Genomic DNA, 26,447 nt, shown 5'->3' with positions numbered 1-26,447 from the left:
TTTCTCGCGAGGCTCACTGTTTCGTGAGCTTGATTTCGCGAACAACTGGCGCATTGCCCGCAAAATTCAAGGCATGGCCTTCAGACGAGAAGCCCACCAGCCACCCTGTTTTTACCGGAAACGCTTCATGTCCACCCTCGCCCCCTCTTTTGAGACCTTGCTGGAAGCCTCTCACCACATCAGCAAGGACGTTTCCGCCTTGCATGCCAATGATGTGGACGTCAAAGGCCGTTTCCCCTGGGAAGCGGTGGAGGCCATGCGCGGCGCCAAGTTGATGTCGGCCCCCGTGCCCCGTGAACTCGGCGGGTCGGGCTGTTCCATGCGGGAGTTGGCGCAGATCGTCGCAGCCCTGGCCCCGGGATGCGCCTCGGCAGCCATGGTGCTGACCATGCACTACAGCCAAGTGGCCTGCTTGATGCGCAATACCGGCGGCAACCCCACGCTGCTGCAGCGGGTGCGCGAGTTGTGCGAGCACCAGCACCTCATCGCCTCCATCACCTCTGAAGTGGGCACTTTTGGCGACACCCGCAGCAGTATTTGCGCCGTAGAGAAAATGGGCGACACCTACCGCCTGAACAAAGACGCCACCACCGGCTCTTATTGCGCCGATGCCGACGTGATCTTGGTGACCTGCCGCAAGGCGGCCGACTCTGCGGCCAACGACCAGTGCTTGGTCTACAACCGCCGGGCCGACCTGACCCTGGAGCAAACCAGCACCTGGGACACGCTGGGCATGCGCGGCACCTGCAGCCCGGGCTATAAGTTCAGCGCCACAGGCCCCGTCGACCATGTGCTGCCGGTGGATTACGCCGAGATTTCGGCTGCATCCATGGTGCCCTACTCGCACATTCTGTGGTCGGCGCTATGGATGGGCATCGCCGCCGGCGCCTATGGCAAGGCGGCCCAGTACGTGCGCACCCTGGCCCGCAAAAACCCCGGCACCGTGCCGCCCCAAGCCCTGCCCTTGGCCGAGCTGAACACCCGGCTGCAGCTCATTCGCCAGCAGATCTTGGCCATCGCCGATGAGTACGACGGCTTTGTGGCCGCAGGCGACAAAGTCGAGTCCTACAGCAGCCTGAGCTGGGCGCTGCGTATGAACAACCTGAAGATCTCTACCTCTGAAGCCACGCCGCAGATCGTGATTGCCGCGCTGCAGATCGTGGGCATTCAAGGCTACAAGAACGACGGCCCCTACGCCATGGGCCGCCCGCTGCGCGACGCGCTGTCGGGCTCGCTGATGGTCTCGAATGACCGTATTGCTGCCAAGAGCGCCGCCCTGCTGCTGGTCCACAAAGACGACTGAGACTGAATCCACCATGACCACACCTCACGACCGCTATGACCCGAAGGCCTTCTACGACGACCTGGTAGCCCATGGCCTGATCATCCCCACGCCCATCAAGGGCGGCTACGGCCGGGGCGCTGTGTTCGAGGACATTCTCGACCGTTTTGACGCGCTGGTGCAGCGCGAAGCCGCTGCCGATGGCGCTGAGACCATGACCTTCCCGCCCATCGTCGCCCGCACGATGATCGAGAAGATGGGCTATCTGGACAACTTCCCGCAGCTCATCGGCAGCATCCACAGCTTTTTCGGCAAGGAACTCGACGCCCGCGCCATGGCCGACAAAGCCCGCAATGGCGAGCGCTGGGAAGAGGTGCTGGAGATCACCGAAAGCATGCTGCTGCCCGCCGCCTGCTACCCGGTCTACCCGGTGTTCAGTGGCCTGCTGCCGGATGGCGGCCGCCTGGTGACGGTGCGCAATTGGTGCTACCGCCACGAGCCCTCGGACGAGCCCACCCGCCTGCAATCCTTCCGCATGCGCGAGTACATCCGGGTCGGCGCCCCCGACGACGTGCAAGCCTGGCGCAACGCCTGGCTGGAGCGTGGCCTGCGCCTGCTGGGAAGCCTGAAGCTGCCGGTGATCAGCGATGTGGCCAACGACCCCTTCTTCGGCAAGGCCGGCAAGATGATGGCCACCAGCCAGCGCGAGCAGCAACTGAAGTTTGAGATCATGGTGCCAGTCATCTCCGAAGAGAAGCCCACCGCCATCTGCTCCTTCAACTGGCACCAAGAGCACTTCACCGGCAAGTTCGGCATCAAGCGTGCCGACGGCAGCACCGCGCACACCGCTTGCCTAGGCTTTGGCCTGGAGCGTGTCACCCTGGCGCTGATCAAGACCCACGGCTTTGACGTGAACCAATGGCCCGCCGAGGTGCGCGCCCAACTCTGGCCTTGAGTTTCCATTTCGCATGAGCTTGCGCAGCACCCTCGACACCCTGGCGCTGAACCGCGCCACCGCCCTGCCCGGGTTGGATACGGCCCACTACCAGCGCCATGCCCTTCATGGTGAGGGCGCGGTGTGGCCCGAGAAAAACTGCTACGCCGACCTCTGGATCGAGCTGCTGCATGCCATGGACTTGGACCCGCATGCGATGCTGGGAGTCACACTCCCCTTAGATTTTGAGGGCGACCAGTGGACCTTTTTCAAGCCTTCGCACGATGAACTGCGCCGCTACTATGGCCTGGATGTCCAAGAGCTGACGCTCTGGCGCCCGCTGCTGGACCATGCGCTGGAGCACCTGAGCGCAGGCAAGCTGATCAGCGTGGAAGCGGATGCGTATTGGCTGCCCGATGTGGCAGGCACAGATTACCGTCAACAGCACTCCAAAACCACCATCGTCTTGGCCGACATTGATGTGGCCGCCAAGCGCTTGGTCTATTTCCACAATGCCGGCTGCTACGCGCTGGAGGGCGAAGACTTCGACCGCACCTTCCGCCTCGGGCAAGCCGCTGACCCAAACTACTTGCCGCTGTTTGCGGAGCTTATCCGCAGTGACCGGCGCCTCGTCCGGACGCGGGCCGACCTGCAGGCCCAGGGCCGCGCCCAGCTTTCAGCCTTGGTCAATCGTTGTCCCCGCGACAACCCCATCCGACGCTTTGGGGAACGCCTGCATCAAGACCTGCCTTGGTTGCGAAACCAAGGCTTGGCGCACTATCACGTCTGGGCCTTCGCAGGCACCCGCCAGATGGGTGCCGGCTTTGAGCTGGCTGCCGCGTGGCTGCGCTGGTTGGAGTTGGGTGAACAGGCCAACGCAGCCGCTCAAGGCTTCCATGACATCAGCCTGCAGGCCAAGACTTTGATCCTCAAGGGGGCTCGGGCGGTGATGTCAAACAAACCGACCGATCTGGGGCCCCTGTTGGAGCGCATGGCAGAGGACTGGGACCACAGCATGGCCAACTTGCGGCGACTCTGAGGTCGACTGCGTCAGCAGCCGGCCTAGCCCGGCGGACTCACCAGGAAACAAGCCAGGACTTGGTCAGGCCGCAGAACTTCTCGGCCTTGACCCTCGCTGCCGGGAACAGGGCCATGACCTCTGCTTTCTTCAACAACTGCACCTCGTCAAAGTACGCCGCTTGCTTCTCGGTGGAGGGCTGAGACAAGAGCGCCCAGGGTGACAAGAAAACCAAGCGCCGCCCCCAACTGCGTGGCAACCAATGCAGCAGTGGCATCACAAAGTGCGGCTCGACGGGGAACTCTTGAGCGGGCGTTTGAACATGGCCGCACTTGGCGACTCTCAGCAGCTCTTTGACGACCAACGAACGCTGATCAGGGGGCACATGCTCCAGCACCGAATTGCAGACCACCAGGTCGTAGTGCTGATCCGGCACCGGGATGTTAAAGCCGTCGAACAGTCGAACCTCGAAACGATGATCGCCACGCTCGTCGATGCGCACTTCGCCATCGGAAATGTTGTAGATGACGACTTTTCTGACCTGATCGCCCAAGCCGGACTCGACCCAGAAGTGGACACTGCCACCGTAATCCAGAATCGACATCTCCCCCAACTGCGGAAACCGTTGCAACAGGAGCTTGCCGCGGGCCTGTCGAAAGTGCGTCAGCACAGGGATGATCGTTCGGTGCCAAAGTGAAGCCATCGCAAAGAATCCAGTTAGGTCTTGTGGAATTTCCAGAGGCGCGTGCTTCGTGCGTACCGACGGCCTGAGAGCTCCCTGCAAGCGTGCCCATCATCGAGGCTGAACAGCCTCATCCGACCTTCTCACGCCGTCAGAAATCAGAGCCCGTCATTTTAAGACTGATGAGTGGATCGCTGGGTCTGGCTCACTCGATGAGCCCGTGACCTTCTAGGCAAAAATGCTTCGCAGCAGACACCCCATGGCTCTTTCGCGAGCCGAGCTTCAGCAAGGGCGAATCGAGTCTCAATCGTTGCGGTTGCGCATCCAATCCGCAGTGTCGAAGAAGGACTTCTGCAGGCGGCTGACCAAGGGTTCAGGCACCTGCTCGTCTTCCATGGCTTGGAACATGCAGGCCAGCCATTGGTCGCGCTCTTGGCTGCCAATGGAGAATGGCAGGTGACGCGCCCTCAAGCGAGGGTGGCCAAAGCGCTCAATGAAGTGGTTGGGGCCACCCAGCCAGCCGCACAAAAACCAAAACAGCTTGTCACGGGCGTCATCCAGCGTGGTGCCGTGAACCTGACGCAGCACGGTAAAGCGGGGCTCTAAGTCCATCAGATCGTAAAAACGATCGACCAAGCTGCGCACGCGCGCTTCGCCGCCCATCATCTCGAACGGTGTGGGACCAGCAGGTGGGGAGGTGGTGTCGTCGTCGGCCATCAGTCGGCCAGGCGCGTGGCCGCCGCCACAATGCCTTGGGCCGCGGGGCTGCCTGGAAAGCAATCCAGCAGCAATTGTCGCCGCTGCACTGCCTGGCGCACGGCCGGGTCCGAGAGAATCTCACCCAGAAACGCCAGTTTGACGGGAGCTTCTAGCCCTGGCGTGACATAGCGATCGACCACTTGTTGCAGTTGGCCGCGGATGGTGCGGCCTTCGCCCACCTTGCTGACTTGATTGACCAGCAAGCGCATGTCGCGCCGCCCCTGGGTGGTGGCGATCACCTTGATGGTGGCATAGGCGTCGGTCAACGAGGTCGGTTCGGGTGTGGCGATGACCAGCACCTCGTCAGCCAGCGATACGGTGTAGAGCACCACATCGGAGATGCCAGCCCCTGTGTCGAGCAGGATGCGGTCGTACTTGGGACGGATCTGGCGAATCACGTCCACCAATTGATCTCGAACTTCGGGTGTCAGGCGCGAATACTCCACCATGCCAGAGCCGGCCAGCAGCACAGAAAAGCCGCCGGGCGCCGGAATGATGGCCTCTTCAAGCGGGTGCTTGCCAGTGAACACATCATGCAAGGTGATTTTGGGGAAGAGGTTCAGCACCACATCCAGGTTGGCCAACCCTAAGTCGGCATCCAAGACCAGCACGCGCAAGCCTTGGCGAGCCAGGGCAGCCGCTAGGTTGGCGGAGACAAAGGTTTTGCCCACCCCGCCCTTGCCGCTGGTGATGGCGGTGATACGGGCCGCATGGCCGGTGGAAGCGGCTTGGGCGTTCATGCAATATCCCCTGACGGTGAGCTGCCAAACAGCAGCCCTTTTTCTTCGGCACTGACCAGAGACACGGGTGTCGGCTCCAGGCAAGTGCGGTTACGCCCTTCAGACTTGGCGCGGTAGAGCTGCAAGTCGGCGCGTTCGGCCCACAGCGAGGCCGACGAGCGCACCCACTGCGGCGCAAAAGCACCGCCAATGCTGACGGTAACCCCCAAGCGTTGGGACGGGCCTACGTCGATGGCGCGGGATTCAATACGTAAGCGCACCCGCTCTGCCACGGTTTGCCCAAACGCCGGTGGGCAATTGGGCAGGATGATGGCGAACTCCTCGCCGCCGATGCGGGCTGCCAAGTCCATAGGACGCACACTTTCGCCAATGGCCTGGGCCACGGCTTTGATGACCAAATCGCCACAGGCATGGCCGTGGCTGTCATTGACCCGTTTGAAGTGGTCAATGTCCAAATAAAGCAGCAGCGCAGGCTCGCCTGAGCGGGCCACACGGTCAATCTCGCGGTTCAGCGCCGACTCAAACGTACGGCGGTTGGCCAAGCCGGTCAGCGCGTCACGGCTGCTGAGGTCGCAGAGCTTGTCCAGCAAGGATTGCAGCCATGCGCCCGAGCCTGGCAGGCCCTGCGGCGGCTCTTGCCCCGTTTGGCGCAACAACTGCAGTGCGCGATCGAGGTTCAAAACCCCCGGATCGGGCAAGTTGGCGTAGGGAATGTGATCCACGGCAGGCTGCTTTGGCGGCGCTCAGTCCAATGAGGCGCCCAGTATAGGAGGGGGGGCTGGCCGCTGAAGACGGGGATAAAGGCCCCGAAAGCCCTGCAACTTCAGCCGCCGCAAAGGCCCGGTCATTGCAAGACTCTCGGTCAAGCCCCGCTGCGTATCCTCTCGCGGCGGCAATTCACTTCGCGGCTCCACACCATGTCCAGTTTGCTTGATGCGCCGACCCGCCCCAACGCCCCTGGCTTCAGTGATTCGGCGGCACAGGAGTTCAGCTTCTCTGTGGCTGACTTCGAGCGCGTTCGGCAATTGATCTACCATCGCGCCGGCATCAGCCTGCATGAGGGCAAGCGTGCCATGGTCTACAGCCGCCTGTCTCGGCGGCTCAGAGAAACCAACCACAACAGCTTCCATAGCTATCTGGAGTGGCTAGAGCGGTCAGTCGGCCCCGCAGCCGATCAAGAGTGGCAGGAGTTCATCAACAGCCTGACCACCAATCTGACCGCCTTCTTCCGCGAGGAGCACCATTTCCAGGCCATGGCCGAGATGCTGCGCAGCCACCCACCAGGCCCGCTGCGAGTGTGGTGTAGCGCCGCCTCGACCGGCGAGGAACCCTATTCCATTGCCATGGTGCTGGCCGAAGCGCTGGGGCCCAGTCATCAGGCCAAGCTCCTGGCCAGCGACATCGACACCAAAGTCTTGGCCCAGGCCCAGCGGGGGGTATACCCCGCCGACTCCCGCGGGCTGAGCCCAGAACGATTGAAGCGATTCTTCTTGCGCGGCACCGCCAGCAATGCCGGCTTCATCCGGGCCAAGCCAGAGCTAAGCCGCTGCCTTGAGTTTCGTCCTTTCAATTTAATGAGCACCCAATGGAGCAGCCTGGGCGAGCCCTTTGACATGGTGTTCTGCCGCAACGTGATGATTTACTTTGATCCGCCCACCCAGCGCAAGGTGTTGGAGCGCATCTACCAGGTCATGAAGCCCGGCGGCATGCTGTTTGTCGGGCACTCAGAAAACTTCACCGAGTCGCGCGACTTGTTTGCGCTGCAAGGAAAGACCATTTATCGCCGGGCCTAAGCGCCTTCATGAGCCTCAACACATTCACCAAGAACCGCCCATGACACCACCGCTGCCCACAGCCAGCACCACCAAATCCTCAGCGCTTGGTGCCCGCAATCCACGCCTCGAAAAGCTGAAGTCCCAGCATCGGCAAGCGGGCGAAGCTTCGTTCTTCTATTACGACGCCCACTTCGGCAATGAAGCCGTCAAGGTACTGCCCGGCGAGTACTACGTAGACACCGAAGACATCTTGGTGATGACCACTCTGGGCTCTTGCATTGCCGCCTGCATTTGGGACCGCGACCGCCGCATTGGCGGCATGAATCACTTCATGCTGCCTGAAGGTGCCGGTGACTCAGGCCGCTATGGCACGTACGCCATGGAGCTGCTGATCAACGAAATGATGAAGCGCGGTGCCTCGCGCCTGAGCATGGAAGCCAAGATCTTTGGCGGCGGTGCGGTCATCAGCGGCATGAACAGCATCAATGTGGGTGAGCGCAACACCCAATTCGTCACCGAGTTCCTCAGCACCGAGCGCATTCCCATCGTCTCCAAGGACGTGCTGGACATCTATCCGCGCAAGGTCTGCTTCCTGCCCGCCAGTGGCAAAGCCATGGTCAAACGCTTGGCCCCGGCCAATGCCGAGGCACTGGTCGCGCAAGACAAACTCGCCGCCCAAAAGGCGGCCCCGGCCACCACGGGTGGTGGCTCGGTCGACCTGTTCTAAACACCAAAACCAATACCTGCTCAGGAGCTTCAAACTATGTCTAAGACCCGTGTCGTGGTGGTGGATGACTCAGCGCTGGTGCGCAGCATATTGAGTGAGATCATCAATCGCCAATCGGACATGACCTGTGTTGGCGCCGCCGCCGACCCCTTCATTGCCCGCGAGATGATTCGCAACCTGAACCCGGACGTCATCACCCTGGACGTTGAGATGCCACGCATGGACGGCATCGACTTCCTGTCCAAGCTGATGCGCCTGCGTCCCATGCCAGTGGTGATGGTGTCCACCCTGACCGAGCGCGGTGCCGACGTCACCATGCGGGCGTTGGAGCTCGGCGCTGTGGACTTTGTGGCCAAGCCCAAGATCGGCATCGCGGACGGCTTGAAGATCTTGGCCGAGGAGATCACCGACAAGGTTCGGATCGCCTCCAAAGCCCATGTCCACCGCCCGCCGCCATCGGTGACGGCCGCCGTCGCTGCGGCCAGCACGGCTGCCGCCTCGAGTGCTGCGGGGGCTGGCCAGGCCGTCCCCACCAAACCCAGCGCACCGCTGGGCCGCGTCTCCACCGAGAAGATCATCTTCATCGGCGCGTCGACCGGCGGTACCGAAGCCACCAAAGAAGTGCTGGTCAACTTGCCCCCAGACTCGCCCGGCGTGGTGATCACCCAGCACATGCCGCCTGGCTTCACCAAGAGCTATGCCACCCGCCTGGACGGGCTGTGCAAGATCCGCGTGAAAGAAGCGACTGACGGCGAGCGCATCTTGCCGGGCCACGCCTACATTGCGCCAGGTGGCCTTCACCTGTCGGTGGAGCGCTCGGGCGCCAACTATGTGGCGCGGGTGCGCGACGGTGAGCCCGTCAACCGCCACAAGCCCAGTGTAGAAGTCTTGTTTGAATCGGCCGCACGGGTGGTCGGGCCCAATGCCTTTGGCATCATGCTGACCGGCATGGGCGCCGATGGTGCCAAGTCCATGAAGGCTATGCGCGATGCCGGGGCCTTCAACATCTGCCAAAACGAGGCCACTTGCGTGGTGTTCGGCATGCCCCGCGAAGCCATCAACCACGGCGCCGCCGACGAAGTGCTGCCACTCAATGAAATTGCTGGGCACTTGATCGACAAGCTGCGCGCCGCACACGGCGCCACGCTGCATCGGGTCTGAATGCCAAAGGGACAGCCCGCGCTGTCCCTTGTCATGCAGAGTCTCAGCGTCTCACAAGCCGCTGCGCGCAGCCACACCTGTGGCAGGGAAGTCTGTGAAGACCCCGTCCACACCCAAACTCATGTAGTAGCGCATCTCGGCCTGGGGGTCTTTGAAGCCGTAGCCCGACGCATCATTGCGGAAGGTCCAGGTGTGCACCAGCAAGCCCTTGCTGTGCGCCAGCTCCACCACACCGGTGCTGCCATCTACGCGGCGATCATTGATGCTCAGCGTTGTGTCGCCCGTGCGCTCCACGCCGTCGTCCACCGTCTTGACCAGATAGGGCTTCCACGGGCCAACGGCGTCGGCATAGGTCTTCACAAAATCGAGCCCGCTACTTGTCAACAGATCAGAGAACAATCGCGTATCGCCCTTGACCACAAAGTCATAAGGCTGGCGATAAGGGGCCACCAAGGACATGCTGCCGTCCTTGTTCACGTCGTCGGCGTCGATCAACTGCACCAAGCGGATGTCAGTCTTGGTGTTGAGGTACTGCAGATTGCTGACCTCGAAGGACTGGATGAACACCGGCGCTGAGCGAGTGTTGCCATAGGCCAGGTGCAGCATGCTGACCAGCTTGTTTTCAAAGACTTGGCGACCAAAGAAGCCGTCGTGGAAGGTGGAGTGCTTGACCTCTGGATAGATGCCAATGGTGCGCCCGGTTTTGGCACTGGCATTCTTGGCCAGGGTGATGACCTCCGCCAAAGTCGGGATGCTGAATTGGCCGTTATAGGCCTGTGAACGGCTGGCCCGCGACTGCACAGCCCGCAGCGTTTTAATCTCGGCCAGGGTGAAGTCGCCGGCAAAGTAGGCGGTGGTCGGCACGCCGTCCACCATCTTGGTGCTCATGCGGCTGGCTGGGAACTTGCTGGCCACATCGGTGGTGCTGTCGAGCATGGGCTCATGGCGGGCAATCATCTCGCCATCGGCCGTCAGCACCAAGTCGGGTTCCACAAAGTCGGCCCCTTGGTCGATGGCCAACTGGTAACTCTCCAGGGTGTGCTCAGGCCGCTCGCCCGACGCGCCCCGGTGGCCGATGACCAGTGGAGCTTCACCGCTCAGCGTGTTGTAGCGTGGGTCGTCACCGCCGCCGCAGGCCTGTAGTGCCGCCAGGGCCAAAGCGGCCCACAAGAGTCTAGCGTTCATGAGTGTTCCTTCCAACGATGAGTGTGATCCGTGCAGTCACCATGCCGCACGGCTTGACCCTAACGTCTTTGTTGATGGGCATCAAGCCCCAGAACTCTCATGATGCGCGCGCCGTGTGAAAGGCGCGTGACAGCGGCTCGCAGGCCAGCCCCTCAAGCTGGGGGGAGGAACAAGGCCTGCAGGTCGCTCAAGAAATCAAAGCCCCGCTCGGTGGGGCGCCACACCACCCCCGACTCACTCATCTGACGCTCTAGCAAGCCCTTGGCTTGCGCCTGGGCCAAGCCTTGGCTGATCGCCGACGGCGGCAGGCCGGTGCGCTCTTGGAACAAGGCCTCTTCAAATCCGTCTCGCAGGCGCAAGGTGTTGAGCATGAACTCGAACGGCAGGGCTTTGCGCGCCACCTCTTCATCGTTGGAGCAGGCCTTGCCGGCCAGGGCCTCGCGCATATAGGTGGCGGGCTCGCGCCATTTGACTTGGCGCACCACCCGGTGCGGGTAGCTCAGCTTGCCGTGTGCGCCCGCACCCAAGCCCAGGTAATCTCCAAACTGCCAGTAGTTGAGGTTGTGGGTGCAGCGGTGGCCTGGGCGTGCATAGGCTGACACCTCATAGCGCTGCAGGCCCGCCGCTGCGGTGGTGGCCACCACCTGGTCCAGCATGTCGGCGCTGACATCGTCATCCGGCAGCACCGGCGGGTGATTGGCAAAGACGGTATTAGGTTCCAGCGTCAAGTGGTAGAGCGACAGATGCGGCGGGGCAAAGCTCAGTGCGGTGCTCAGGTCTTGGGCCAGTTCTTCGGCAGTCTGCCCCGGCAGGGCATACATCAGGTCGAGGTTGAAGGTGTCAAAGCAAGCGGCCGCCTCGGCCACCGCAGCACGGGCTTGGGCGCTGTCATGCACGCGCCCCAGGGCTTGGAGCTTGGCATCGTCAAAACTCTGCACCCCGATCGACAAACGTGTGACCCCCGCCGCCCGATAGGCCCGAAAACGGTCCTTTTCAAACGTGCCGGGGTTGGCCTCCATGGTGATCTCACACCCCGGCAGCAAGGGCAGCAACAAGCGGATGTCGCTGAGCAGGCGGGCAATGGCCTCGGGCGAGAACAGGCTGGGCGTGCCGCCGCCAATGAAGATGGAGTGCACCGAGCGCCCCCAGACCAGGGGCAAGCTGGCCTCCAGGTCGGCTCGCAGCGCGTCCAGGTAGCGGGCTTCAGGCAATGCGTCTTGGGGCGCTTCGGCGGGAGACAGCCTGACGCTCTTGAATTCGCCCTTGAACTCGTGCGAGTTGAAATCGCAGTAAGGGCATTTTTTGAGGCACCAAGGCAGGTGCACATACACCGATAGCGGCGGCGGCGCCCCCAACTGCAAAGTGCCTGGGCGCAGATAGCGCTGAACCAGAGCGTCGTCCATCACTGGCCTAAGCCCCAGGCGCTTTGCATCAGGCCCAGCAGTTGGGCCGCCGCCAGTGCGCGGTGACTGTGCGCGTTCTTTGTGGCGGCATCGAGTGCGGCGACGGTGCAGCCAAAGGCTGGGATGAACATCAGCGGGTCGTATCCGAAACCGCCCTCGCCTTGCGGCTCGCGCAAGATCTCGCCTTGCCAGCGGCCAAAGGCGATCAAGGGCTCCGGGTCGTCCGCCGAGCGAATGGCCACCAAGGCGCAGACAAAGCTGGCACGGCGCCGGGCTTGCCCCTCCAAACGGCTGAGCAGCAACTGATTGTTGGCCGCATCTTGCAAGGCTCTCAGCGCCTCGCGCTCCGCGCCCGCTGGTGGTATGAAAGGCGCGTAGACCGCGCTTTGCACACCGGGCGCACCACCCAGCGCATCCACACACAGACCAGAGTCGTCGGCCAAGGCCGGCAAGCCCGTTTGAGCAGAGGCGTGGCGGGCTTTGGCCAAGGCGTTTTCGATGAAGGTGATGTGGGGCTCTTCCGCCTCCGCCACGCCCAAGGAGCCTTGGGTGACCAGGCTCAGTGGCAGCGTGCCCAGCAGCGCGCTGAGCTCCTTGAGCTTCTTGGCATTGTTCGACGCCAGCACCAGCTTCATCGCGCGGTCCTTCTTTCAGTCTTGCGCTGGCAGCGGCTGCGCCAACGCAGCCTTCTGAGCTTGCACCAAGGTGGCAATGCCCGCCGTGGCCAAGTCCAGCAGCGTGCCCATCTCAGCGCGGCTGAAGGCCACACCTTCGGCCGTGCCTTGCACTTCCACAAAACCACCGGCGCCTGTCATCACCACGTTCATGTCGGTGTCGCAGGCCGAGTCTTCGACGTATTCCAAGTCCAGCAGCGGCGTGCCTTGGACAATGCCCACCGAGATGGCCACCACATGGTCGCGAATGGGGTTGCTGCTCAGCGCGCCGCTGGCGAGCAGTTGGTTGACGGCATCTTGCGCGGCCACAAAGGCGCCGGTGATGGCCGCCGTGCGGGTGCCGCCGTCGGCTTGCAGCACATCGCAATCCAGGGTGATGGTGCGTTCGCCCAGCGCAGCCAGGTCAAACACGGCGCGCAAGGAGCGACCGATCAGGCGCTGAATTTCTTGCGTGCGACCGGTTTGCTTGCCCTTGGCCGCCTCGCGGCTGGATCGGGTGTGCGTGGCGCGCGGCAGCATGCCGTACTCGGCCGTCACCCAGCCTTCGCCACTGCCCTTTTTGTGGGGCGGCACGCGCTCTTCCACCGAGGCGGTGCACAGCACCCGCGTCTGGCCAAACTCGATCAAGACCGAGCCCTCGGCGTGGCGGGTATAGCCGCGGGTGATGCGCAAAGGACGCAAAGCGTCGGCCGGACGGCCCAAGGGGCGGACGAAGGTCATGGAAATTCCTGTCGATGAAAAAAGAGAGCCCGGCAAGCCAACGCGCCGGGCTTCAGGAAAGGCTAGCGGCCCTTTTTGGAGGTGCGCTGAATGGCCTCGTTGATTTCGCGGATGGAGCGCTCGATCTCAGCCTCGTCCAAATCAGGCAAGGTGGCGTCGGCCATGCTGGCCTGGATGGTCGAGGCGAACACGTCTTCGCCCAGCGACTGGGTGGACACGCCGGAGAGGCTGTCGCGGTCTTCAGCCGCCTCCCACTCCACCGCCAGCACCGTGACGTTGTCGCAATGCGGCCCGCCTTTGCGCAGGGCTTGCTCCACCAACTCGGGCACGCCGTCAGAAATGGCGCGGGCCGCAAAAGTGTTGACGATCTCGTCGTCGCTCAGCACGCTCCACAGGCCGTCCGAGCACAGCAGCACACGGTCACCGGCCTGCATTTGGATGGGGCCGACGGTGTCGATCACCGGCTTGCCGGGGCTGCCCAGGCAGGTGAACAAAACCGAGCGGTTAAAGCGGGCGTCAATGGGCACCACCTGCGACAAGGTTTCTTGCAACTCGGTGTAGGAATGGTCGCGTGTGCGGGCCAGCAGCACGCCATCTCGCACGAGGTACAAGCGCGAGTCACCGCAGTGCGCCCAGTAGGCGGTGGAGCCTTGCATCAGGCAGCCCACCATGGTGGTGCGGGGGGTGTCGACTAAGGACTTGTCGGTGGCGTAGCGCAAGAGCTGGTAGTGCCCTGCCAAGATGGACTCTTGCAAGAAGCGCAACGGGTTCTTGAGTTGCGGCTTGGCCTCGCGCTGGAAGGCGGCCGCCATGGTCTGCAGCGCCAACTGGGCCGCGACCTCGCCCTCAGGGTGGCCGCCCATGCCATCGGCCAGCGCAAACAAGCCGGCATCGCGCGTGTAGCAATAGCCCATGCGATCTTCGTTCTTTTCGCGCCCGCCCTTGCGGCTGACTTGGTAGACGGAGAACCTCATGATGGCTTGTGCTGGCTAGTGGGAAGACGCAGCTTTTAGCTGCGCGCCCCCGATTTCAGATTCTCGATCTGCAGCTTCAAGCGCTCGGTGAAGCTCAGCGAGGTGTAGCGGCGCTCGGTCTCACGCGAGAGCTCTTTTTGCAGCGCGAACACGCTTTGGGGCCGCGACAGCGGGTCCAGCGACATGCACCACTCGGTGACCTCAATGAGGTTGTCGGAGTAGGTGTTGCGCAAGCGCGAGAGCGACAGCGGCAGGCGGTCTTTCTCGATGCGCTGCGGGGCATCGTTGGGCGGATAGCCCTGCATGCAGGCGTAGAGGCAAGCACCAATCGCGTAGATGTCCGTCCAGGGCCCCAAGGCGCCGTCGCGGCGGTACATCTCGGGCGCCGCAAAACCCGGCGTGTACATGGGGCGGATGAAGTTGCCCTCTTTGGACAGCACTTCGCGTGCCGCGCCGAAGTCCAGCAGCACCGCGCGGTTGTCGTTGGTGATGAAGATGTTGGCCGGCTTGATGTCCAAGTGCAGCATCTTGTGCTGATGCACGATGCGCAAGCCGCGCAAGATCTCGTCAAACAGGCTGCGGATGGTGGACTCGCGGAAGACCTTTTCGCGCTTCAGGTCGCGCGCCGTGATGATGAAGTCCTGCAGGGTATCGCCCTGCAGATAGTTCATCACCATGTAGACCGTTTCGTTCTCGCGGAAGAAATTCAGCACCGAGACCACGCTGGGGTGCGAAATCTGGGCGAGCGAGCGCCCTTCTTCGAAGAAGCTCTTCAGGCCCAGGCGATACAGGGGCTGCTTTTCCGGCTTGACGCGCGGAATCAGCTCGCCTGCCGATCGCTCGGCCAGAGAGGCCGGTAGGTACTCTTTGAGCGCCACATGGTGCCGACCTTCGTCTTCGGCGAGGTAAACCACACCAAAACCGCCGGCCGCCAGTTTCTTGACGATCTGGTAGCCACCGACCACTGTGCCCGCGGGCAACGGGGCTGGTTTAGGCTTTGACATAATCCTTGTTTTTGCTAGGTGCAAAACTCGATGCCAGTTTACAGCATGACCGGGTTCGCCAGTGCCGCTGCCGCCCCCCGGAATGAGGAAGTTCCCAGCCAGCCCGGCGTCACCATCGAGCTGCGTTCGGTCAACAGCCGCTTCCTCGACATCGCCTTCCGCTTACCCGACGAGTTGCGCCACTTGGAGCCCGCCTTGCGCGACCTCCTGGTGGGCGGCTTGAAGCGCGGCAAAGTGGAAGTGCGAGCCGCCTTGGGCCGTGCCGCAGACGAAGGCCTGCCTCAGCCCAGCTCGGAGCAGCTCAACCGCCTGGCGCGCATGGAGTCGTCCGTGGCCGCATGGTTGCCCAAGGCCAAGCCGCTGAGCGTGCATGAAGCCCTGCAATGGTGCCGGGGCAGCGCCGCCCCCACCGCCGCCCCGCAGTGGGATGAGCTGACCCTGAGCGCGGCCCGCGAGGGCTTGAGCGCCCTGCGCGAAGCCCGCAGCCGCGAAGGCGAGCGCCTGGTACAGATCCTGATGGAGCGCGTGCACAAGCTGCGCGAGCTGGCCGCTCAGGCCGAGCCGCAGGTCCCCCTGGTGGTCAAGCGCCAGCAAGAACGCTTCTTGGAGCGCTGGAACGAAGCCCTGCAAAGCGCAGGCGCCGGCCATGCCGTGACGGCCGAGTCGGCCCGCGAGCGCGCGCTGTCCGAGGCCGCTGCGTTTGCTATTCGCATCGACGTGGCCGAAGAGCTGTCTCGCCTCAAGGCCCATCTGGATGAGATCGAGCGCCTGCTGACGGCCGGTGGCGAGTTGGGCAAGCGCCTGGACTTTTTGATCCAAGAACTGCACCGTGAGGCCAACACCCTGGGCTCCAAGTCCGCCGCCCTGGAGTTGACCGGCATCTCGGTGGAGATGAAGGTCTTGATCGAACAAATGCGCGAGCAGGTTCAAAACATCGAGTAAGCACCATGGAGATGCCTGGAAACCTCTACGTCGTGGCCGCCCCCAGCGGGGCGGGCAAATCCAGCCTGGTCAAGGCCTTGCTGGAGCTCGACTCCCACCTCAATGTCTCGGTCTCGCACACCACCCGTGCGCCGCGCGGCCAAGAGCAGCAGGGCCGCGAGTACTTCTTCGTCAAGCCCGACGAGTTTCAAGCCATGATCGAGCGCGGCGAGTTTGTCGAGTGGGCGGCCGTGCACGGCAACCACTACGGCACCTCGCGGGGTGTCATTGAAGGCCTGCTGACCCAGGGCAAGGACGTGCTGCTGGAGATCGACTGGCAAGGCGCCTTGCAAATCCGCAAGCTGTTCCCCGCCGCGGTGCTGATCTTCATCTTGCCGCCGAGTTGGGAAGAGCTGGAGCAGCGCCTGCGCCGTCGGGGCGAAGACCAGGCCGAGGTGATCGCGACACGCCTGGAAAACGCCCGCACCGAGGTGGCCCAGGCCCAGTTTTTCGACTACGTTATAATCAACGCCCTCTTCGAGACTGCCGTCTTTGACCTGAAGACAGTCGTCCATTCACAGCGCTTGAAATATGCGGCTCAACGCCGCGCCAAGGCGGCTGTGTTTCATTCGCTGGGCATTTGAGCCTCAGCGCTTCCTCACCGAGAGTCACTGGATCCCTACATGGCCCGCATCACCGTCGAAGACTGCCTGAACAAGATCCCCAACCGCTTCCAACTCGTGTTGGCGGCCACTTACCGCGCTCGCATGCTGAGCCAAGGCCACACCCCCCGCGTCGAAAGCAAGAACAAGCCCGGCGTGACCGCTCTGCGCGAAATCGCGGCTGGCGAAGTGGGCCTGGAGATGCTGCGCAAGGTCCCAACCTGATCGCTGCACACGGGCCAGGCCAAGCGGCCTGATCTCGAAAAGGGCGCCTCGGCGCCCTTTTTTCATGGGCGCGCTCAAGGCCTGCGGCGCTTGGCCCAGGGATTTGCGTGGGCTTGGCGGCATCTTGCTCAAGTTAAGGCGTATTTCCGCTAAATTCGAGCCATGGTGATTCGCACGCTTGCTGACTTTCTCCCCGCCGCTTTGCAGTCCAAACCCCGGGTGCCCGCAGGCAGCCCGAGCGTCATGCCGCCGGAAGTCAGCTCGTTTGCCGCCCTCTCTGACAAGCTCGGCTACCTCAGCAAATCCGACCTCAAGCTGATCCGCGACGCCTATAAGTTCGCTGACGAAGCCCATCTGGGCCAGTTCCGCGCCAGTGGCGAGCCCTATATCACCCACCCGATTGCGGTGGCGGGCTTGGTGGCCGACTGGAAACTGGACGCCCAGGCCATCATGGCGGCGCTGATGCACGATGCTATGGAAGACTGTGGCATCACCAAGGTCGAGCTGATTGAGCGCTTTGGCGCCCCTACCGCCGAGTTGGTGGATGGCCTGACCAAGCTGGACAAGCTGCAGTTCTCGACCCGCGAAGAAGGCCAGGCGGAATCTTTTCGCAAGATGCTCTTGGCCATGTCGCGCGATGTGCGGGTCATCTTGGTCAAGCTGGCCGACCGTCTGCACAATATGCGCACCATGGCGGCCATGGCGCCCAACAAGCGCGGACGCATTGCGCGCGAGACCCTAGACATCTACGCCCCCATCGCCCACCGACTGGGCCTGAACCAAACCTACCGCGAGCTGCAAGAGCTGTCGTTTTCTTATCTGCACCCCTGGCGCCATGCGGCCCTGGAAAAGGCCTTGCAGCGGGCCCGGGGCTATCGCCGTGACATCGTCTCCCGGGTGCAAACGGATGTGGTCAAGGCCTTCAGCGAAGCCCGCTTGAAAGTGGACATCTCCGGCCGCGAGAAGACCGTCTTCTCCATCTACCGCAAGATGCGCGAGAAGCACGCCGGCTTTGCGCAGGTCAATGACATCTTTGGCTTTCGCATCGTGGTGGACAACCTGATGGACTGCTATCACGCCCTGGGCGTGCTGCATCAGCTCTACAAGCCGGTGCCGGGGCGCTTCAAAGACTACATCGCCATCCCCAAGCCCAATGGCTATAAGTCCTTGCACACCACCTTGGTGAGCCCCTTGGGCACGGCGGTAGAGTTCCAGATCCGCACGGACGAAATGCATGCCGTGGCCGAGGCCGGCATTGCCGCCCACTGGCTCTATAAAGTGGGCGCGCAAAAGAATGTCAACCCCAGCGATGTGGCCCAGCGCCTGGGTGCCATGTGGCTCAAGTCGCTGCTGGACATCCAGAACGAAACCCGGGATGCCTCGGAGTTCTTGGAGCACGTCAAGATTGACCTAGTGCCCGACGCGGTCTACGTCTTCACCCCCAAGAGCAAGATCCTGGCCCTGCCGCGGGGTGCTACGCCCATCGACTTTGCCTACGCCATCCACTCCGATGTGGGCGACCATTGCGTGGCGGCCAAGATCAACGGCGAGCCTGCTGCCTTGCGGGCCGAGTTGCGCAGCGGCGACGTGGTGGAGGTGGTCACCGCCACCGGCGCGCGCCCCAACCCAGCGTGGCTGAACTTTGTGCGCACGGGCCGCGCCCGCAGCAAGATCCGACACTTCTTGAAGAACCTGGAGCACGAGGAATCGCAAGAGCTGGGCTTGAAGATGCTGAGCCAGGCCCTGCGCGCTGAAGGCCTGAGCCTGCCACCGCTGAGCGAAGACCCCGCCGGCCAGAACCCAGCCTGGTCCGCCTTGCTGCGCTGGAGCGGCAACCGCAGCACCACCGAGTTGCTGGTGGACATTGGCCTGGGCAAGAAAATCGCCACCATCGTGGCCAAACGCATGGCCAAGCTGCTGTTGGAACAAGGCGAGCGCCCAGATGCCGTCACGCTCAGCTTAGGCCGCTATGGGCATGACGACAACACGCCCACCCAAGGCCTGGTGGTGATCGACGGCACCGAGGCCGCCTCCATTTCGATGGCACCGTGCTGCCGCCCGGTGCCGGGCGACGCCATCGTCGGCTACTTTGGCCGCGGTGAAGGCTTGATCGTCCACATGAGCGACTGCCTGGCCGGCAAGCGCCTGTACGAACGCGATCCCGAGCGTTGGATGCAAGTGGAGTGGGCCGAACAACCCACGCGGCCTTTTGAAGCCGCCGTGCTCGTGCTGGTGAGCAATGGCAAGGGCGTGCTGGCGCAGGTGGCACAGGCCGTGTCGGCCGCCGAGGCGGACATCACCCACATTGCCATGGGCGACGAAGCTGTGGGCGAAACGGTGGAGATACGCATCCTGGTCAGCGTGCGCGACCGCCTGCACTTGGCGGACGTGTTGCGCACCCTGAAGCGCTCGCCTTCGGTGCTGCGCACCCAGCGCGTGCGGGCCAAATGAGGTCGGCTGGCCTCAACCCATGAAGAAGAAATTCAGCTTGTTACCGTCGAGGTCGCGCCAGTAGGCCGCGTAGAAACCTTCCCCGCGCGGCCCTGGCGCACCTTCGTCGGTGGCGCCTAACTCGATGGCCTTGCGGTAGTAGGCATCGACTTTGTCTTTGCTGTCCACGACCAAGGCCACCATGCTGCCGTTGCCCACGGTGGCGGCCTGCTTGTTGAAGGGTGTCATCACGCCGACACCGGGCTGGTCCATGGACACGCCCCAGGCCACGCCCGAAGGGCCATCCCAGATCCGCGAGGCGCCCATGGCACCAAACAGCGCGTCGTAAAACGCCACAGCGCGTGGCAGGTCATTGGTACCCAAGGTCACATAGCCAATCATGCCGGTCTCCTTTGTGAATGGAAGCCGCAGCATACGTCGCCCAGCACGGGCGAGACAGCCCCCACGAGTCCCAGTGCACTGGCTTGGGTCAGTTTGGCTTGGGGTATCTCACTTCCACCACCTCCAGCGTCTCCAAGCCGCCAGGGGTCATCAGCTGCACCTCGTCGCCCTCGCGGGCCTTCAGCAGTGCGCGAGCAATCGGGGCGATCCAACTCACTTCGGCGGCCAGGTGGTCAACCTCATCAATGCCCTTGATGGTGATGGTGCGCTCTTCGCCTTTGCTGTTGGCATAGGTGACGGTGGCGCCAAAGTAGATCTGGTCGCTGCCGTAGTGGGCGGACGGGTCGACCACCTCGGCCACGTCCAGGCGCTTGGTCAGAAAGCGGATGCGGCGGTCGATCTCGCGCAGGCGCTTTTTGCCGTAGAGGTAGTCGCCGTTTTCGGAGCGGTCGCCGTTCGACGCCGCCCAGTGCACGATCTCCACGATGCGTGGGCGCTCGTTGTCGATCAGGTTCAGCAGCTCATCGCGCAGCCGGGCATAACCTGCGGGCGTCATGTAGTTTTTGCTGCCAGGGGGCAGCGGCGGCAAGGCGCCGCTGTCTTCGTCGTCGTCGCTGTCGGTTTCTTTGGTGAATGCTTTGCTCATGCCATCACCTGGGGGGCGTTTTGCTGTGGCGCAGGGGCCGTCGCAAATTCATTGAACAAGCGATGGGCCAATCGCTGCGGGTCGTTGTCGGTACGCAAAGCGGCATAAGCGGCTTGGGCTTCGGGGTAATGGCGGCGCAGGTAATTGAGCCACTGCTTCAGGCGCCCGGCGCGGTTGCGCGGCACGATGTGGGCACAGACTGAGGCCCAAAAGCTCTGCAACAGCGGCTGCAGCTCGGCCCAGCTCAGGCCGCCCTGGCCCTGGGGCTCGGCGCCGCCATGCGCCAAGATGGCCAACGCCAAACCGGGGTTGGCCACCATGCCGCGGCCCAGCATCAGCGCGTCACAGCCCGAGGCCGCGCGGCAGGCTTGGGCATCGGCCACCGTCCAAATCTCGCCATTGGCCACCAAGGGCACCGCCACGGCTTGGCGGATATCCGCCACCCGCTCCCAATAGGCGGGCGGCCGATAGGCCTGCGCCTTGGTGCGGGCATGCACCACCAGTTCGGCCACGCCGCCTTCCACCAGCGCCAGCGCACACTCCACCGCGCGGCTGTCGTCTTGGTTGCCCAAGCGCATCTTGGCGGACACCGGCAGGCCCTCCGGCACCGCCGCGCGCACGCTGCGCGCAATGCGGTGCAACAGCTCGGGCTCATCCAGCAGCGTGGCGCCACCGCCGTGGCGATTGACGATCTTGGCGGGGCAACCAAAGTTCAGGTCAATGCCCGGTGCGCCCATCTCGGCGATGCGGGCCGCGTTGTCCGCCAAACACGCCGGGTCGCTGCCCAAGAGCTGTGGTCGCACCAGCACACCCGCAGGCGTGCGCCAGCCGTTAGCCTCTTCGGGCACGATGCGGCTGAACACCCTATGCGGCAAGAGCTGATCGGTGATGCGGATGAACTCGCTGACGCAGCGGCTGATGCCCCCCGCGCGAGTTAAAGCGTCGCGCAGGGTGTGGTCCAGCAAGCCCTCCATCGGGGCCAGCAGCAGGGGGCCTATCGCACTCATGGTGCACTCACGTCACGGTGCGGTCTTCGGGCGAGATGTGCGCTTCAACGGTGCTTGAAGTCAGGCGCGCGCTTTTGCACAAAGGCGCCCATGCCTTCACGCTGGTCTTGCGTGCCGAACAGCGAGTGGAACAGGCGGCGCTCATAGCGCACGCCGGTGGACAGGCCGCTCTCAAACGACTCGTTGACCAATTCCTTGATCATCATCACCGAGGGCTGGCTTTGGGCGTTGATTTGCGCGCACAAGGCCAAGGCTTCTTCCATCAAGTTGGCCAGCGGGATCACGCGTGACACCAAGCCAGCCCGCTCAGCGTCTTCAGCCGTCATGAACTTGCCGGTCAGCAGCAATTCCATCGCCTTGGACTTGCCAATGGCGCGGGGCAAGCGCTGGGTACCGCCGGCGCCCGGGACGATGCCGATCTTGATCTCGGGCTGGCCAAAGCGGGCGTTGTCCGCCGCCAGCACCACGTCGCACATCATGGCGACTTCGCAGCCACCGCCCAGGGCGAAACCCGCCACCGCAGCGATCACTGGCTTGCGCACCTGGCGGATGGTCTCCCAATTACGGCTGATGTGCTGGCGGTGGAAGGCCTCCATGTGGTCGTAATCGGCCATGGCGGAGATGTCGGCGCCAGCGGCAAAGGCCTTCTCACTGCCGGTGACGATGATGCTGCCGATGCTGGTGTCCACATCAAAGGCCAACAGGGCATCGCCCAATTCGTCCATCAACTGGTCGTTCAGCGCATTCATCTGCTTGGGGCGGTTCAGCGTGATCACACCCGTCTTCAAAGGGCCATCACCGCGAACGTCGGTCAAGATGCATTCATAAGCCATTGCGAGTCTCCTATCGTTGAGAGGGGGCGGCCACGGGCGTGGGCGCATCGTTGGCCTGAAGCGGCCGTGAGGTCAAAGTCAGCTCGGCCGAGGCGCCGGTCTTGGCCTGCGAAAACCGAATTCGAACCGGCAAATACTGCAGACTGGGCGCCAACCAAACCTCCATGGTGATCTCGTCGCCACGCCCATTGGCAGTGCGAGGCACCAAGCGCAAGGTTTCGGTCGCCCCAAACGGCAGCTCCACCGTCTGAAAGCCCGTCACATCATAGGTCCATTGCCCCATGCGCCTGGGCAGCGCCAGCGGCAGTTCCACCACCTGGCCGGGTTGGGCCAGTTCGGGTTGGGTCAGCATGCGCCAAGTGATTTGTACCAACTGGCTGGCCGGGTCCTGCACACCCGGCACGGTGGCTGTGGGTGTGCCATTGGCCAGCTCGATCCGGTCTGCGCTAAAGCGCACCGTTTGGCGCCGGGTGGCGGAGAACGGTGCATCGGTTTCCTCGTCATAGCGTTGAGGTGTCAAACCCACGGTGCTCAGCACCCCATCGCTGATCATGCGGCGGGTGAAGATCAGCGCCGCGCCCACCTCGATGCGGACCTGGTAGCGGTCATCCCGGCGCAGCCACTCCACGGTGGCGTTGCCCTCAATCGGCCCCCGAAAGTCCCCCACCAGCTTGTAAACCAAGCGGGTCGACGCTGGCCATGAGAATGTCTGAGGGGTGACGCCCGGTGGTGCCGGGCTGGCCATGCTCAGCTCCACCGAGCTCGGCGGCGGGGTCCATTCAGTCGGTGGTGGCACCGGGCCTTCTTCTCGGACTTGAGCCACCTCCACCGGCGGTGGCGGCTGCGTCGGCTTGGGGGGCTCTGGCACCGGCTCAGGGGCCGACGCTGCAGACGCAGCAGGGGCCACTTCGGCCACGACCGGGGCAGGTGGTGCGGCCGGCGGCGGCGCCACCAAGACAGGCGGCGCCTCGGGCATCAACTCTTTGACAAAGCTGATCTCCAGCGCTTTAGGCGCGGTGTCTGCATCGCCTTCGCCAATGCGGGACTCGGCCACTTGCCAGCCAATGCCCGCATGCGCCAAGACCACCACGACCACCAAGGCCGCCAGCAAGCGCCGGTGGCGCGCAAAGCCCGGCGCAGTGGCACGGGCTTGGGGCTCAGGATGGTGGGCCGATGGATCCATGAAGCCGTTGCTGAGCCTCAGGCCTTGAGCCAGGCTTGACGCAGCGCTTTGGCCGCCACTGCGGGGCTGGTGTCGAGGCCCAGCGTCAGGCTCTCCGTCAGCGCCGCATCTCCGCCGCGCTGCACCTTCACGGTAGCGAGGCGCTGCTGACGAGCCAAGGTCAGCTCAAACTCCTGCCCGGCCTGCAGCCATTGCGCAGCGTCGTCCAAGCGGCGCACGCGCCAGCCATTCACGGCCAGCAGTTCATCACCGGCCGACACACCCGCTGCTGCCGCTGCACCACCGCTTAACACCGACTTCACGTGGACACCAGTGAGCGCTCCTTCGGTGAGCTTAAGCCCCAGGCTGGCCGAGAAGCCTGCCGCCTCGCGGCCCACCTGCACGCCCGCCGCTTTGAGCGCCGGCTCCAGCGGCAGGTCGCCCCGGCCATGCACCCAGGCGTGCACCTCTTGCGCCAATGCCGCGCCGCCCACGGCGTCGACCTCGGCCAGGATGTCAACTTCGGCCACCGCACCGCCATGGCAGCGCGCCCACAGGCCCCGCATCACCTCGTCCAAGCTGCCTTGGCCGGCCTGGCGCAGACGCAAGTCCAGCAGCAGGGCCACCAAGGCGCCCTTGGTGTAGTAGCTGATGGTGGCGTTAGGCGTGTTCTCGTCGATGCGGTAGTACTTGACCCAGGCGTCAAAGCTGGACTCGGCCACGCTTTGCACGTGGCGGCCAGGGGTGCTGCGCACGCCGTTCCAGGTTTGCGCCACCAGCTTCAGGTAGCGCGGCGCGTCAATCAGGCCCGAGCGCAGCAGCAAGAGGTCGTCGTAGTACGAGGTGAAGCCTTCAAAGAACCACAGCAGCTCGGTGTAGTTCTCTTGGCTCAAGTCGTAAGGCACAAACTCGGCGGGCTTGAGGCGCTTCACGTTCCAGGTGTGGAAGTACTCATGGCTGATCAGGCCCAGCAACTTCACATAGCCATCATTCAGCCCAGGCTGGCCTTGGCGCGGCAGGTCGCGGCGGTTGGCAATCAGCGCGGTGCTGGCGCGGTGCTCCAGGCCGCCGTAGCCGTCTTCGGTGGCGTAGAGCATGAACACATAGCGGCCAAACGGCGGCTTCTTGCGGCCATGCCAAAAGCTGATCTGCGTGGCGCAAATCTTTTGCGTGTCGGCCAGCAGGCGCTCGCCGTCAAAACCGGGCCAAGCACCTGCCACCACAAACTCATGCGGCACGCCGTTGGCCACAAACTCGCCGCGCCAGAAGGCGCCCAGCTCAAACGGGTGGTCGATCAGCTCGTCGTAATCGGCGCTCTGCCACCGCAGCTTGCCGGTGGATGTCATGCCCGTGGCCACGTCCCAGCCCTTGGGCAGGCGGGCGATCTCAACCTGGTGCGGCTGTTGCTCGCGGCCCATCACGCTCAGGCACAAGCTGGTGGGGTTGAAGAAGCCGCGGCGGTCATCCAAGTAGGCGGTGCGCACCGAGGGGTCAAAGGCATAAACCTCGTAGCTCAGCGTCAGCGCGGTCTTGCCACTGCACTCAGCCACCCAGGTCGTTTTGTCCACCTGGGTCAGGCCCACCTCACGCGCACCTTGGCGGGCACTCAAGCGGCTGAGGTGGCGGCCAAACTCGCGCACCAAGTAGCTGCCCGGGATCCACACCGGCAGCGTCAGCCAGGTCTGCGCTTCGGGTGCGGGCACGGTCAAGGTCACAGCAAAGCGGTGCTCGGTGGCGCTGGCCACCTCAATGCGATAAGCGATCATGGTGTGGAGTCCTCAGATGCCTGCGGCACCCAAAAAGCAGGAAAATGCCGCCACCGCACTCAGGCGGAAGCGCAAGGTCAGCCAGTGTGCTTGGCCGCAGGCCACATAGAGCCGCCGATCCACGAGATAGCACACCACCAAGGCAGCGCCCAGCAGCGCCAGCCCAGCATGCGGCGGCATGACGATGCCCACCCAAGCCAGCAGCGGCGGCACCACTGCCCAGCGGAAGGCCCGTGGGCCGGGGGCATCTGCCCGCATGGCCAGGCCCCAATGCACACCGCCTAAGAACGCGACGATGGTGGCCGCATAGGCGGCGAAGGCCAGCGTCACTTCAGGCTGCACGTCGGGCCACACCACCCAGACCAGCAGGGACAACAGCACAAAGGGGATCAGCCCCGCATAGCCCATGCGGCGCGCCCACAGCGGCGGCTCGTCAGGCTGCAAAGCGTCGGGGAGTGAAGGCGGAGAAGACGACGGCATGTTCATGGCGGGCGATTGTCGCCCGAGCCAAGCCACTCCACCGTCGGCCACGCGCGACACCCCCAGCTTGGGAGGGGTCGCCGTGGCGTTCAGCACACGCCCAGCAAGGGTCTCAGCCCTTCTTCACCGCCGCCAGCATCCTTTCGATCTGATCGGCCGGGATGGCGCCTGGGGCTCGGCTGCCGTCTTCAAAAATCACCGCTGGGGTGGCCTGGATCTTGTGCTTGCGGGCCAAGGCCATATTGCGCTCCAGAGCTGCGGTATCGCACTTCTCAGCCGCTTTGGCCGCAGGCTGGCCGTCGATCATCCAAGCGCGCCAGGCCTTGGCCTGATCTCTGGCGCACCAGAGATCACGCGACTTCATCACCGAATCCGCCCCCAAGATGGGGATGAGGAAGTTGTAGACCGTCACGTCCTTAACGCTCATCAGATCGCGCTCGATCTTCTTGCAATAGCCGCAGTTAGGGTCGGAAAACACCACCACTTTGCGCGCGCCACTGCCCTGCTTGATCACGATAGCGTCTTTCAAGGGCAGCTTGGCAAAGTCCACCGCCGTGAGCCTGTCGATGCGAGCCTTGGTGATGTCGGTCTTGGTGCGCGTGTCGAACAGCGCACCCTCGATCAAGAAATTGCCATCTTCATCGCTGTAAAGGATGTCCGTGCCCATGCGCAGCTCGTAGATGCCCGGAATGGCCGTCTTGCTGATCTCATCGATGCGCGGCAAGTTGCCCATGCGATCAGCCAAGTTCTTGCGGATGGACGCTTCGTCCGCCTGCGCGCCGGAAGCCAGGGCCAGGCCCAGCGGCAGGGCCAAAGCCGCTGTGCGGGCCCAGAAAGCAGCCGAGCGTGCGGCCGAAGCAGTGGTGTTGAACATG

General features: G+C 63.5%; 28 protein-coding genes. 10 read left to right on the top strand and 18 right to left on the bottom strand.

Features of this window, described 5'->3' with window-relative positions:
* Nucleotides 1-127: 127 nt before the first annotated feature.
* Genes ACIQ3Q_RS11840 through ACIQ3Q_RS11830 form a run of 3 tightly spaced genes read left to right on the top strand, consistent with a single transcriptional unit; the run spans nucleotide 128 to nucleotide 3,255 of the window.
* The gene (locus tag ACIQ3Q_RS11840) at nucleotides 128-1,303 is read left to right on the top strand and encodes an acyl-CoA dehydrogenase family protein (protein WP_396269284.1); all 1,176 of its coding nucleotides are present in this window, start codon (nucleotides 128-130) and stop codon (nucleotides 1,301-1,303) included.
* Nucleotides 1,304-1,316: 13 nt separating this feature from the next.
* Nucleotides 1,317-2,237 carry an amino acid--[acyl-carrier-protein] ligase gene (locus tag ACIQ3Q_RS11835; protein ID WP_396269283.1) on the top strand — a complete coding sequence of 307 codons (921 nt, stop codon included), beginning with the start codon at nucleotides 1,317-1,319 and terminating at the stop codon, nucleotides 2,235-2,237.
* A gap of 13 nt (nucleotides 2,238-2,250) precedes the next feature.
* Nucleotides 2,251-3,255 (top strand): DUF1839 family protein, encoded by a 1,005-nt coding sequence (locus tag ACIQ3Q_RS11830; RefSeq protein ID WP_396269282.1) that lies wholly within the window; start codon nucleotides 2,251-2,253, stop codon nucleotides 3,253-3,255.
* A gap of 37 nt (nucleotides 3,256-3,292) precedes the next feature.
* On the opposite strand, the gene ACIQ3Q_RS11825 is transcribed toward ACIQ3Q_RS11830, so the two are convergent.
* The 4 genes from ACIQ3Q_RS11825 to ACIQ3Q_RS11810 all read right to left on the bottom strand — a co-directional run bounded on the left by ACIQ3Q_RS11825 (nucleotide 3,293) and on the right by ACIQ3Q_RS11810 (nucleotide 6,137).
* Nucleotides 3,293-3,937 carry a class I SAM-dependent methyltransferase gene (locus ACIQ3Q_RS11825; RefSeq protein ID WP_396269281.1) on the bottom strand — a complete coding sequence of 215 codons (645 nt, stop codon included), beginning with the start codon at nucleotides 3,935-3,937 and terminating at the stop codon, nucleotides 3,293-3,295.
* Between the two features lie 282 nt (nucleotides 3,938-4,219).
* A complete protein-coding gene (locus ACIQ3Q_RS11820; protein WP_396269280.1) occupies nucleotides 4,220-4,633 on the bottom strand; it encodes a group II truncated hemoglobin in 414 nt (137 codons plus the stop codon).
* Nucleotides 4,633-5,415 (bottom strand): MinD/ParA family protein, encoded by a 783-nt coding sequence (locus ACIQ3Q_RS11815; RefSeq protein WP_396269279.1) that lies wholly within the window; start codon nucleotides 5,413-5,415, stop codon nucleotides 4,633-4,635. The genes ACIQ3Q_RS11820 and ACIQ3Q_RS11815 overlap by 1 nt, the downstream gene beginning before the upstream one ends.
* On the bottom strand, nucleotides 5,412-6,137 hold the full coding sequence (locus ACIQ3Q_RS11810) for a GGDEF domain-containing protein (RefSeq protein ID WP_396269278.1): 726 nt from the start codon (nucleotides 6,135-6,137) through the stop codon (nucleotides 5,412-5,414). Before ACIQ3Q_RS11810 ends, ACIQ3Q_RS11815 begins: the two co-directional genes overlap by 4 nt.
* Nucleotides 6,138-6,332: 195 nt before the next feature.
* Here ACIQ3Q_RS11810 and ACIQ3Q_RS11805 point away from each other — a divergent pair, with 195 nt between their 5' ends.
* The 3 genes from ACIQ3Q_RS11805 to ACIQ3Q_RS11795 are packed head-to-tail and all read left to right on the top strand — an operon-like array spanning nucleotide 6,333 to nucleotide 9,078.
* Complete coding sequence (locus ACIQ3Q_RS11805; protein WP_396269277.1) at nucleotides 6,333-7,208, top strand: CheR family methyltransferase; 876 nt, start codon at nucleotides 6,333-6,335, stop codon at nucleotides 7,206-7,208.
* Between the two features lie 40 nt (nucleotides 7,209-7,248).
* Nucleotides 7,249-7,917 carry a chemoreceptor glutamine deamidase CheD gene (gene cheD / locus ACIQ3Q_RS11800; protein WP_396269276.1) on the top strand — a complete coding sequence of 223 codons (669 nt, stop codon included), beginning with the start codon at nucleotides 7,249-7,251 and terminating at the stop codon, nucleotides 7,915-7,917.
* 36 nt (nucleotides 7,918-7,953) lie between these two features.
* Nucleotides 7,954-9,078, top strand: a complete 1,125-nt coding sequence (locus ACIQ3Q_RS11795; RefSeq protein ID WP_396269275.1) for a chemotaxis response regulator protein-glutamate methylesterase — start codon at nucleotides 7,954-7,956, stop codon at nucleotides 9,076-9,078.
* 51 nt (nucleotides 9,079-9,129) lie between these two features.
* Here the strand turns inward: ACIQ3Q_RS11795 and ACIQ3Q_RS11790 are convergent, their stop codons facing one another.
* From ACIQ3Q_RS11790 to ACIQ3Q_RS11765, 6 genes are all read right to left on the bottom strand, one after another.
* Nucleotides 9,130-10,263: a glycerophosphodiester phosphodiesterase gene (locus tag ACIQ3Q_RS11790; RefSeq protein WP_396269274.1), complete on the bottom strand. Its 1,134-nt coding sequence runs from the start codon at nucleotides 10,261-10,263 to the stop codon at nucleotides 9,130-9,132.
* A 152-nt stretch (nucleotides 10,264-10,415) separates the two neighbouring features.
* Nucleotides 10,416-11,666 (bottom strand): radical SAM family heme chaperone HemW, encoded by a 1,251-nt coding sequence (hemW, locus tag ACIQ3Q_RS11785; protein WP_396269273.1) that lies wholly within the window; start codon nucleotides 11,664-11,666, stop codon nucleotides 10,416-10,418.
* Entirely contained in the window at nucleotides 11,666-12,301 is a 636-nt protein-coding gene (locus ACIQ3Q_RS11780; protein ID WP_396269272.1) for a non-canonical purine NTP pyrophosphatase, read from the bottom strand. The genes hemW and ACIQ3Q_RS11780 overlap by 1 nt, the downstream gene beginning before the upstream one ends.
* Before the next feature lie 15 nt (nucleotides 12,302-12,316).
* The gene (rph, locus tag ACIQ3Q_RS11775; protein WP_396269271.1) at nucleotides 12,317-13,060 is read right to left on the bottom strand and encodes a ribonuclease PH; all 744 of its coding nucleotides are present in this window, start codon (nucleotides 13,058-13,060) and stop codon (nucleotides 12,317-12,319) included.
* A gap of 62 nt (nucleotides 13,061-13,122) precedes the next feature.
* Nucleotides 13,123-14,034 carry a PP2C family protein-serine/threonine phosphatase gene (locus tag ACIQ3Q_RS11770; RefSeq protein WP_396269270.1) on the bottom strand — a complete coding sequence of 304 codons (912 nt, stop codon included), beginning with the start codon at nucleotides 14,032-14,034 and terminating at the stop codon, nucleotides 13,123-13,125.
* 35 nt (nucleotides 14,035-14,069) lie between these two features.
* Nucleotides 14,070-15,038, bottom strand: coding sequence for a serine/threonine-protein kinase (locus ACIQ3Q_RS11765; RefSeq protein WP_210810622.1), 969 nt, complete (start codon nucleotides 15,036-15,038; stop codon nucleotides 14,070-14,072).
* 45 nt (nucleotides 15,039-15,083) lie between these two features.
* On the opposite strand from ACIQ3Q_RS11765, the gene ACIQ3Q_RS11760 reads away from it, so the two are divergent.
* The 4 genes from ACIQ3Q_RS11760 (at nucleotide 15,084) to ACIQ3Q_RS11745 (ending at nucleotide 19,297) form a co-directional block, all read left to right on the top strand.
* Complete coding sequence (locus ACIQ3Q_RS11760; RefSeq protein ID WP_396269269.1) at nucleotides 15,084-15,980, top strand: YicC/YloC family endoribonuclease; 897 nt, start codon at nucleotides 15,084-15,086, stop codon at nucleotides 15,978-15,980.
* A gap of 5 nt (nucleotides 15,981-15,985) precedes the next feature.
* On the top strand, nucleotides 15,986-16,603 hold the full coding sequence (gene gmk / locus ACIQ3Q_RS11755) for a guanylate kinase (RefSeq protein ID WP_396269268.1): 618 nt from the start codon (nucleotides 15,986-15,988) through the stop codon (nucleotides 16,601-16,603).
* A gap of 39 nt (nucleotides 16,604-16,642) precedes the next feature.
* Entirely contained in the window at nucleotides 16,643-16,846 is a 204-nt protein-coding gene (gene rpoZ / locus ACIQ3Q_RS11750; protein WP_210810618.1) for a DNA-directed RNA polymerase subunit omega, read from the top strand.
* Between the two features lie 162 nt (nucleotides 16,847-17,008).
* Nucleotides 17,009-19,297 (top strand): RelA/SpoT family protein, encoded by a 2,289-nt coding sequence (locus tag ACIQ3Q_RS11745; RefSeq protein ID WP_396269267.1) that lies wholly within the window; start codon nucleotides 17,009-17,011, stop codon nucleotides 19,295-19,297.
* A 12-nt stretch (nucleotides 19,298-19,309) separates the two neighbouring features.
* Here the strand turns inward: ACIQ3Q_RS11745 and ACIQ3Q_RS11740 are convergent, their stop codons facing one another.
* The 8 genes from ACIQ3Q_RS11740 to ACIQ3Q_RS11705 form a co-directional block, all read right to left on the bottom strand.
* Complete coding sequence (locus ACIQ3Q_RS11740) at nucleotides 19,310-19,678, bottom strand: VOC family protein (RefSeq protein WP_396269266.1); 369 nt, start codon at nucleotides 19,676-19,678, stop codon at nucleotides 19,310-19,312.
* Nucleotides 19,679-19,766: 88 nt separating this feature from the next.
* Nucleotides 19,767-20,324, bottom strand: a complete 558-nt coding sequence (gene greB, locus ACIQ3Q_RS11735) for a transcription elongation factor GreB (protein WP_396269265.1) — start codon at nucleotides 20,322-20,324, stop codon at nucleotides 19,767-19,769.
* Entirely contained in the window at nucleotides 20,321-21,331 is a 1,011-nt protein-coding gene (locus ACIQ3Q_RS11730) for a tRNA dihydrouridine synthase (protein WP_396269264.1), read from the bottom strand. Before ACIQ3Q_RS11730 ends, greB begins: the two co-directional genes overlap by 4 nt.
* A 44-nt stretch (nucleotides 21,332-21,375) precedes the next feature.
* Entirely contained in the window at nucleotides 21,376-22,164 is a 789-nt protein-coding gene (locus tag ACIQ3Q_RS11725) for an enoyl-CoA hydratase (protein WP_396269263.1), read from the bottom strand.
* Nucleotides 22,165-22,174: 10 nt separating this feature from the next.
* Nucleotides 22,175-23,347 carry a DUF3108 domain-containing protein gene (locus tag ACIQ3Q_RS11720; RefSeq protein WP_396269262.1) on the bottom strand — a complete coding sequence of 391 codons (1,173 nt, stop codon included), beginning with the start codon at nucleotides 23,345-23,347 and terminating at the stop codon, nucleotides 22,175-22,177.
* A 17-nt stretch (nucleotides 23,348-23,364) separates the two neighbouring features.
* Entirely contained in the window at nucleotides 23,365-25,092 is a 1,728-nt protein-coding gene (locus ACIQ3Q_RS11715) for a M61 family metallopeptidase (RefSeq protein ID WP_396269261.1), read from the bottom strand.
* 12 nt (nucleotides 25,093-25,104) lie between these two features.
* A complete protein-coding gene (locus ACIQ3Q_RS11710; protein WP_396269260.1) occupies nucleotides 25,105-25,668 on the bottom strand; it encodes a DUF3429 domain-containing protein in 564 nt (187 codons plus the stop codon).
* A gap of 16 nt (nucleotides 25,669-25,684) precedes the next feature.
* The gene (locus ACIQ3Q_RS11705; protein ID WP_396269259.1) at nucleotides 25,685-26,446 is read right to left on the bottom strand and encodes a DsbC family protein; all 762 of its coding nucleotides are present in this window, start codon (nucleotides 26,444-26,446) and stop codon (nucleotides 25,685-25,687) included.
* Nucleotide 26,447: the final 1 nt, after the last annotated feature.

Origin of the sequence: Ideonella sp. (genome assembly GCF_044358605.1) — a bacterium.
In the GTDB taxonomy this organism is placed as follows: Bacteria; Pseudomonadota; Gammaproteobacteria; order Burkholderiales; family Burkholderiaceae_C; genus Ideonella.
The sequence above is the reverse complement of the archived record's forward strand: the minus strand, read 5'-3'. Positions and strand labels throughout refer to the sequence as shown.

Coding starts and splice junctions, on each gene's coding strand:
- ACIQ3Q_RS11720 (WP_396269262.1), bottom strand. CDS start 23,347: ATGGATCCATCGGCCCACCATCCTGAGCCCCAAGCCCGTGCCACTGCG.
- ACIQ3Q_RS11780 (WP_396269272.1), bottom strand. CDS start 12,301: ATGAAGCTGGTGCTGGCGTCGAACAATGCCAAGAAGCTCAAGGAGCTC.
- ACIQ3Q_RS11835 (WP_396269283.1), top strand. CDS start 1,317: ATGACCACACCTCACGACCGCTATGACCCGAAGGCCTTCTACGACGAC.
- ACIQ3Q_RS11745 (WP_396269267.1), top strand. CDS start 17,009: ATGGTGATTCGCACGCTTGCTGACTTTCTCCCCGCCGCTTTGCAGTCC.
- ACIQ3Q_RS11770 (WP_396269270.1), bottom strand. CDS start 14,034: ATGAGGTTCTCCGTCTACCAAGTCAGCCGCAAGGGCGGGCGCGAAAAG.
- rpoZ (WP_210810618.1), top strand. CDS start 16,643: ATGGCCCGCATCACCGTCGAAGACTGCCTGAACAAGATCCCCAACCGC.
- ACIQ3Q_RS11825 (WP_396269281.1), bottom strand. CDS start 3,937: ATGGCTTCACTTTGGCACCGAACGATCATCCCTGTGCTGACGCACTTT.
- cheD (WP_396269276.1), top strand. CDS start 7,249: ATGACACCACCGCTGCCCACAGCCAGCACCACCAAATCCTCAGCGCTT.
- ACIQ3Q_RS11840 (WP_396269284.1), top strand. CDS start 128: ATGTCCACCCTCGCCCCCTCTTTTGAGACCTTGCTGGAAGCCTCTCAC.
- ACIQ3Q_RS11740 (WP_396269266.1), bottom strand. CDS start 19,678: ATGATTGGCTATGTGACCTTGGGTACCAATGACCTGCCACGCGCTGTG.
- ACIQ3Q_RS11795 (WP_396269275.1), top strand. CDS start 7,954: ATGTCTAAGACCCGTGTCGTGGTGGTGGATGACTCAGCGCTGGTGCGC.
- ACIQ3Q_RS11760 (WP_396269269.1), top strand. CDS start 15,084: ATGACCGGGTTCGCCAGTGCCGCTGCCGCCCCCCGGAATGAGGAAGTT.
- rph (WP_396269271.1), bottom strand. CDS start 13,060: ATGACCTTCGTCCGCCCCTTGGGCCGTCCGGCCGACGCTTTGCGTCCT.
- ACIQ3Q_RS11730 (WP_396269264.1), bottom strand. CDS start 21,331: ATGAGTGCGATAGGCCCCCTGCTGCTGGCCCCGATGGAGGGCTTGCTG.
- ACIQ3Q_RS11790 (WP_396269274.1), bottom strand. CDS start 10,263: ATGAACGCTAGACTCTTGTGGGCCGCTTTGGCCCTGGCGGCACTACAG.
- gmk (WP_396269268.1), top strand. CDS start 15,986: ATGGAGATGCCTGGAAACCTCTACGTCGTGGCCGCCCCCAGCGGGGCG.
- ACIQ3Q_RS11820 (WP_396269280.1), bottom strand. CDS start 4,633: ATGGCCGACGACGACACCACCTCCCCACCTGCTGGTCCCACACCGTTC.
- ACIQ3Q_RS11705 (WP_396269259.1), bottom strand. CDS start 26,446: ATGTTCAACACCACTGCTTCGGCCGCACGCTCGGCTGCTTTCTGGGCC.
- ACIQ3Q_RS11805 (WP_396269277.1), top strand. CDS start 6,333: ATGTCCAGTTTGCTTGATGCGCCGACCCGCCCCAACGCCCCTGGCTTC.
- ACIQ3Q_RS11815 (WP_396269279.1), bottom strand. CDS start 5,415: ATGAACGCCCAAGCCGCTTCCACCGGCCATGCGGCCCGTATCACCGCC.
- ACIQ3Q_RS11765 (WP_210810622.1), bottom strand. CDS start 15,038: ATGTCAAAGCCTAAACCAGCCCCGTTGCCCGCGGGCACAGTGGTCGGT.
- ACIQ3Q_RS11830 (WP_396269282.1), top strand. CDS start 2,251: ATGAGCTTGCGCAGCACCCTCGACACCCTGGCGCTGAACCGCGCCACC.
- ACIQ3Q_RS11725 (WP_396269263.1), bottom strand. CDS start 22,164: ATGGCTTATGAATGCATCTTGACCGACGTTCGCGGTGATGGCCCTTTG.
- greB (WP_396269265.1), bottom strand. CDS start 20,324: ATGAGCAAAGCATTCACCAAAGAAACCGACAGCGACGACGACGAAGAC.
- ACIQ3Q_RS11715 (WP_396269261.1), bottom strand. CDS start 25,092: ATGATCGCTTATCGCATTGAGGTGGCCAGCGCCACCGAGCACCGCTTT.
- hemW (WP_396269273.1), bottom strand. CDS start 11,666: ATGGACGACGCTCTGGTTCAGCGCTATCTGCGCCCAGGCACTTTGCAG.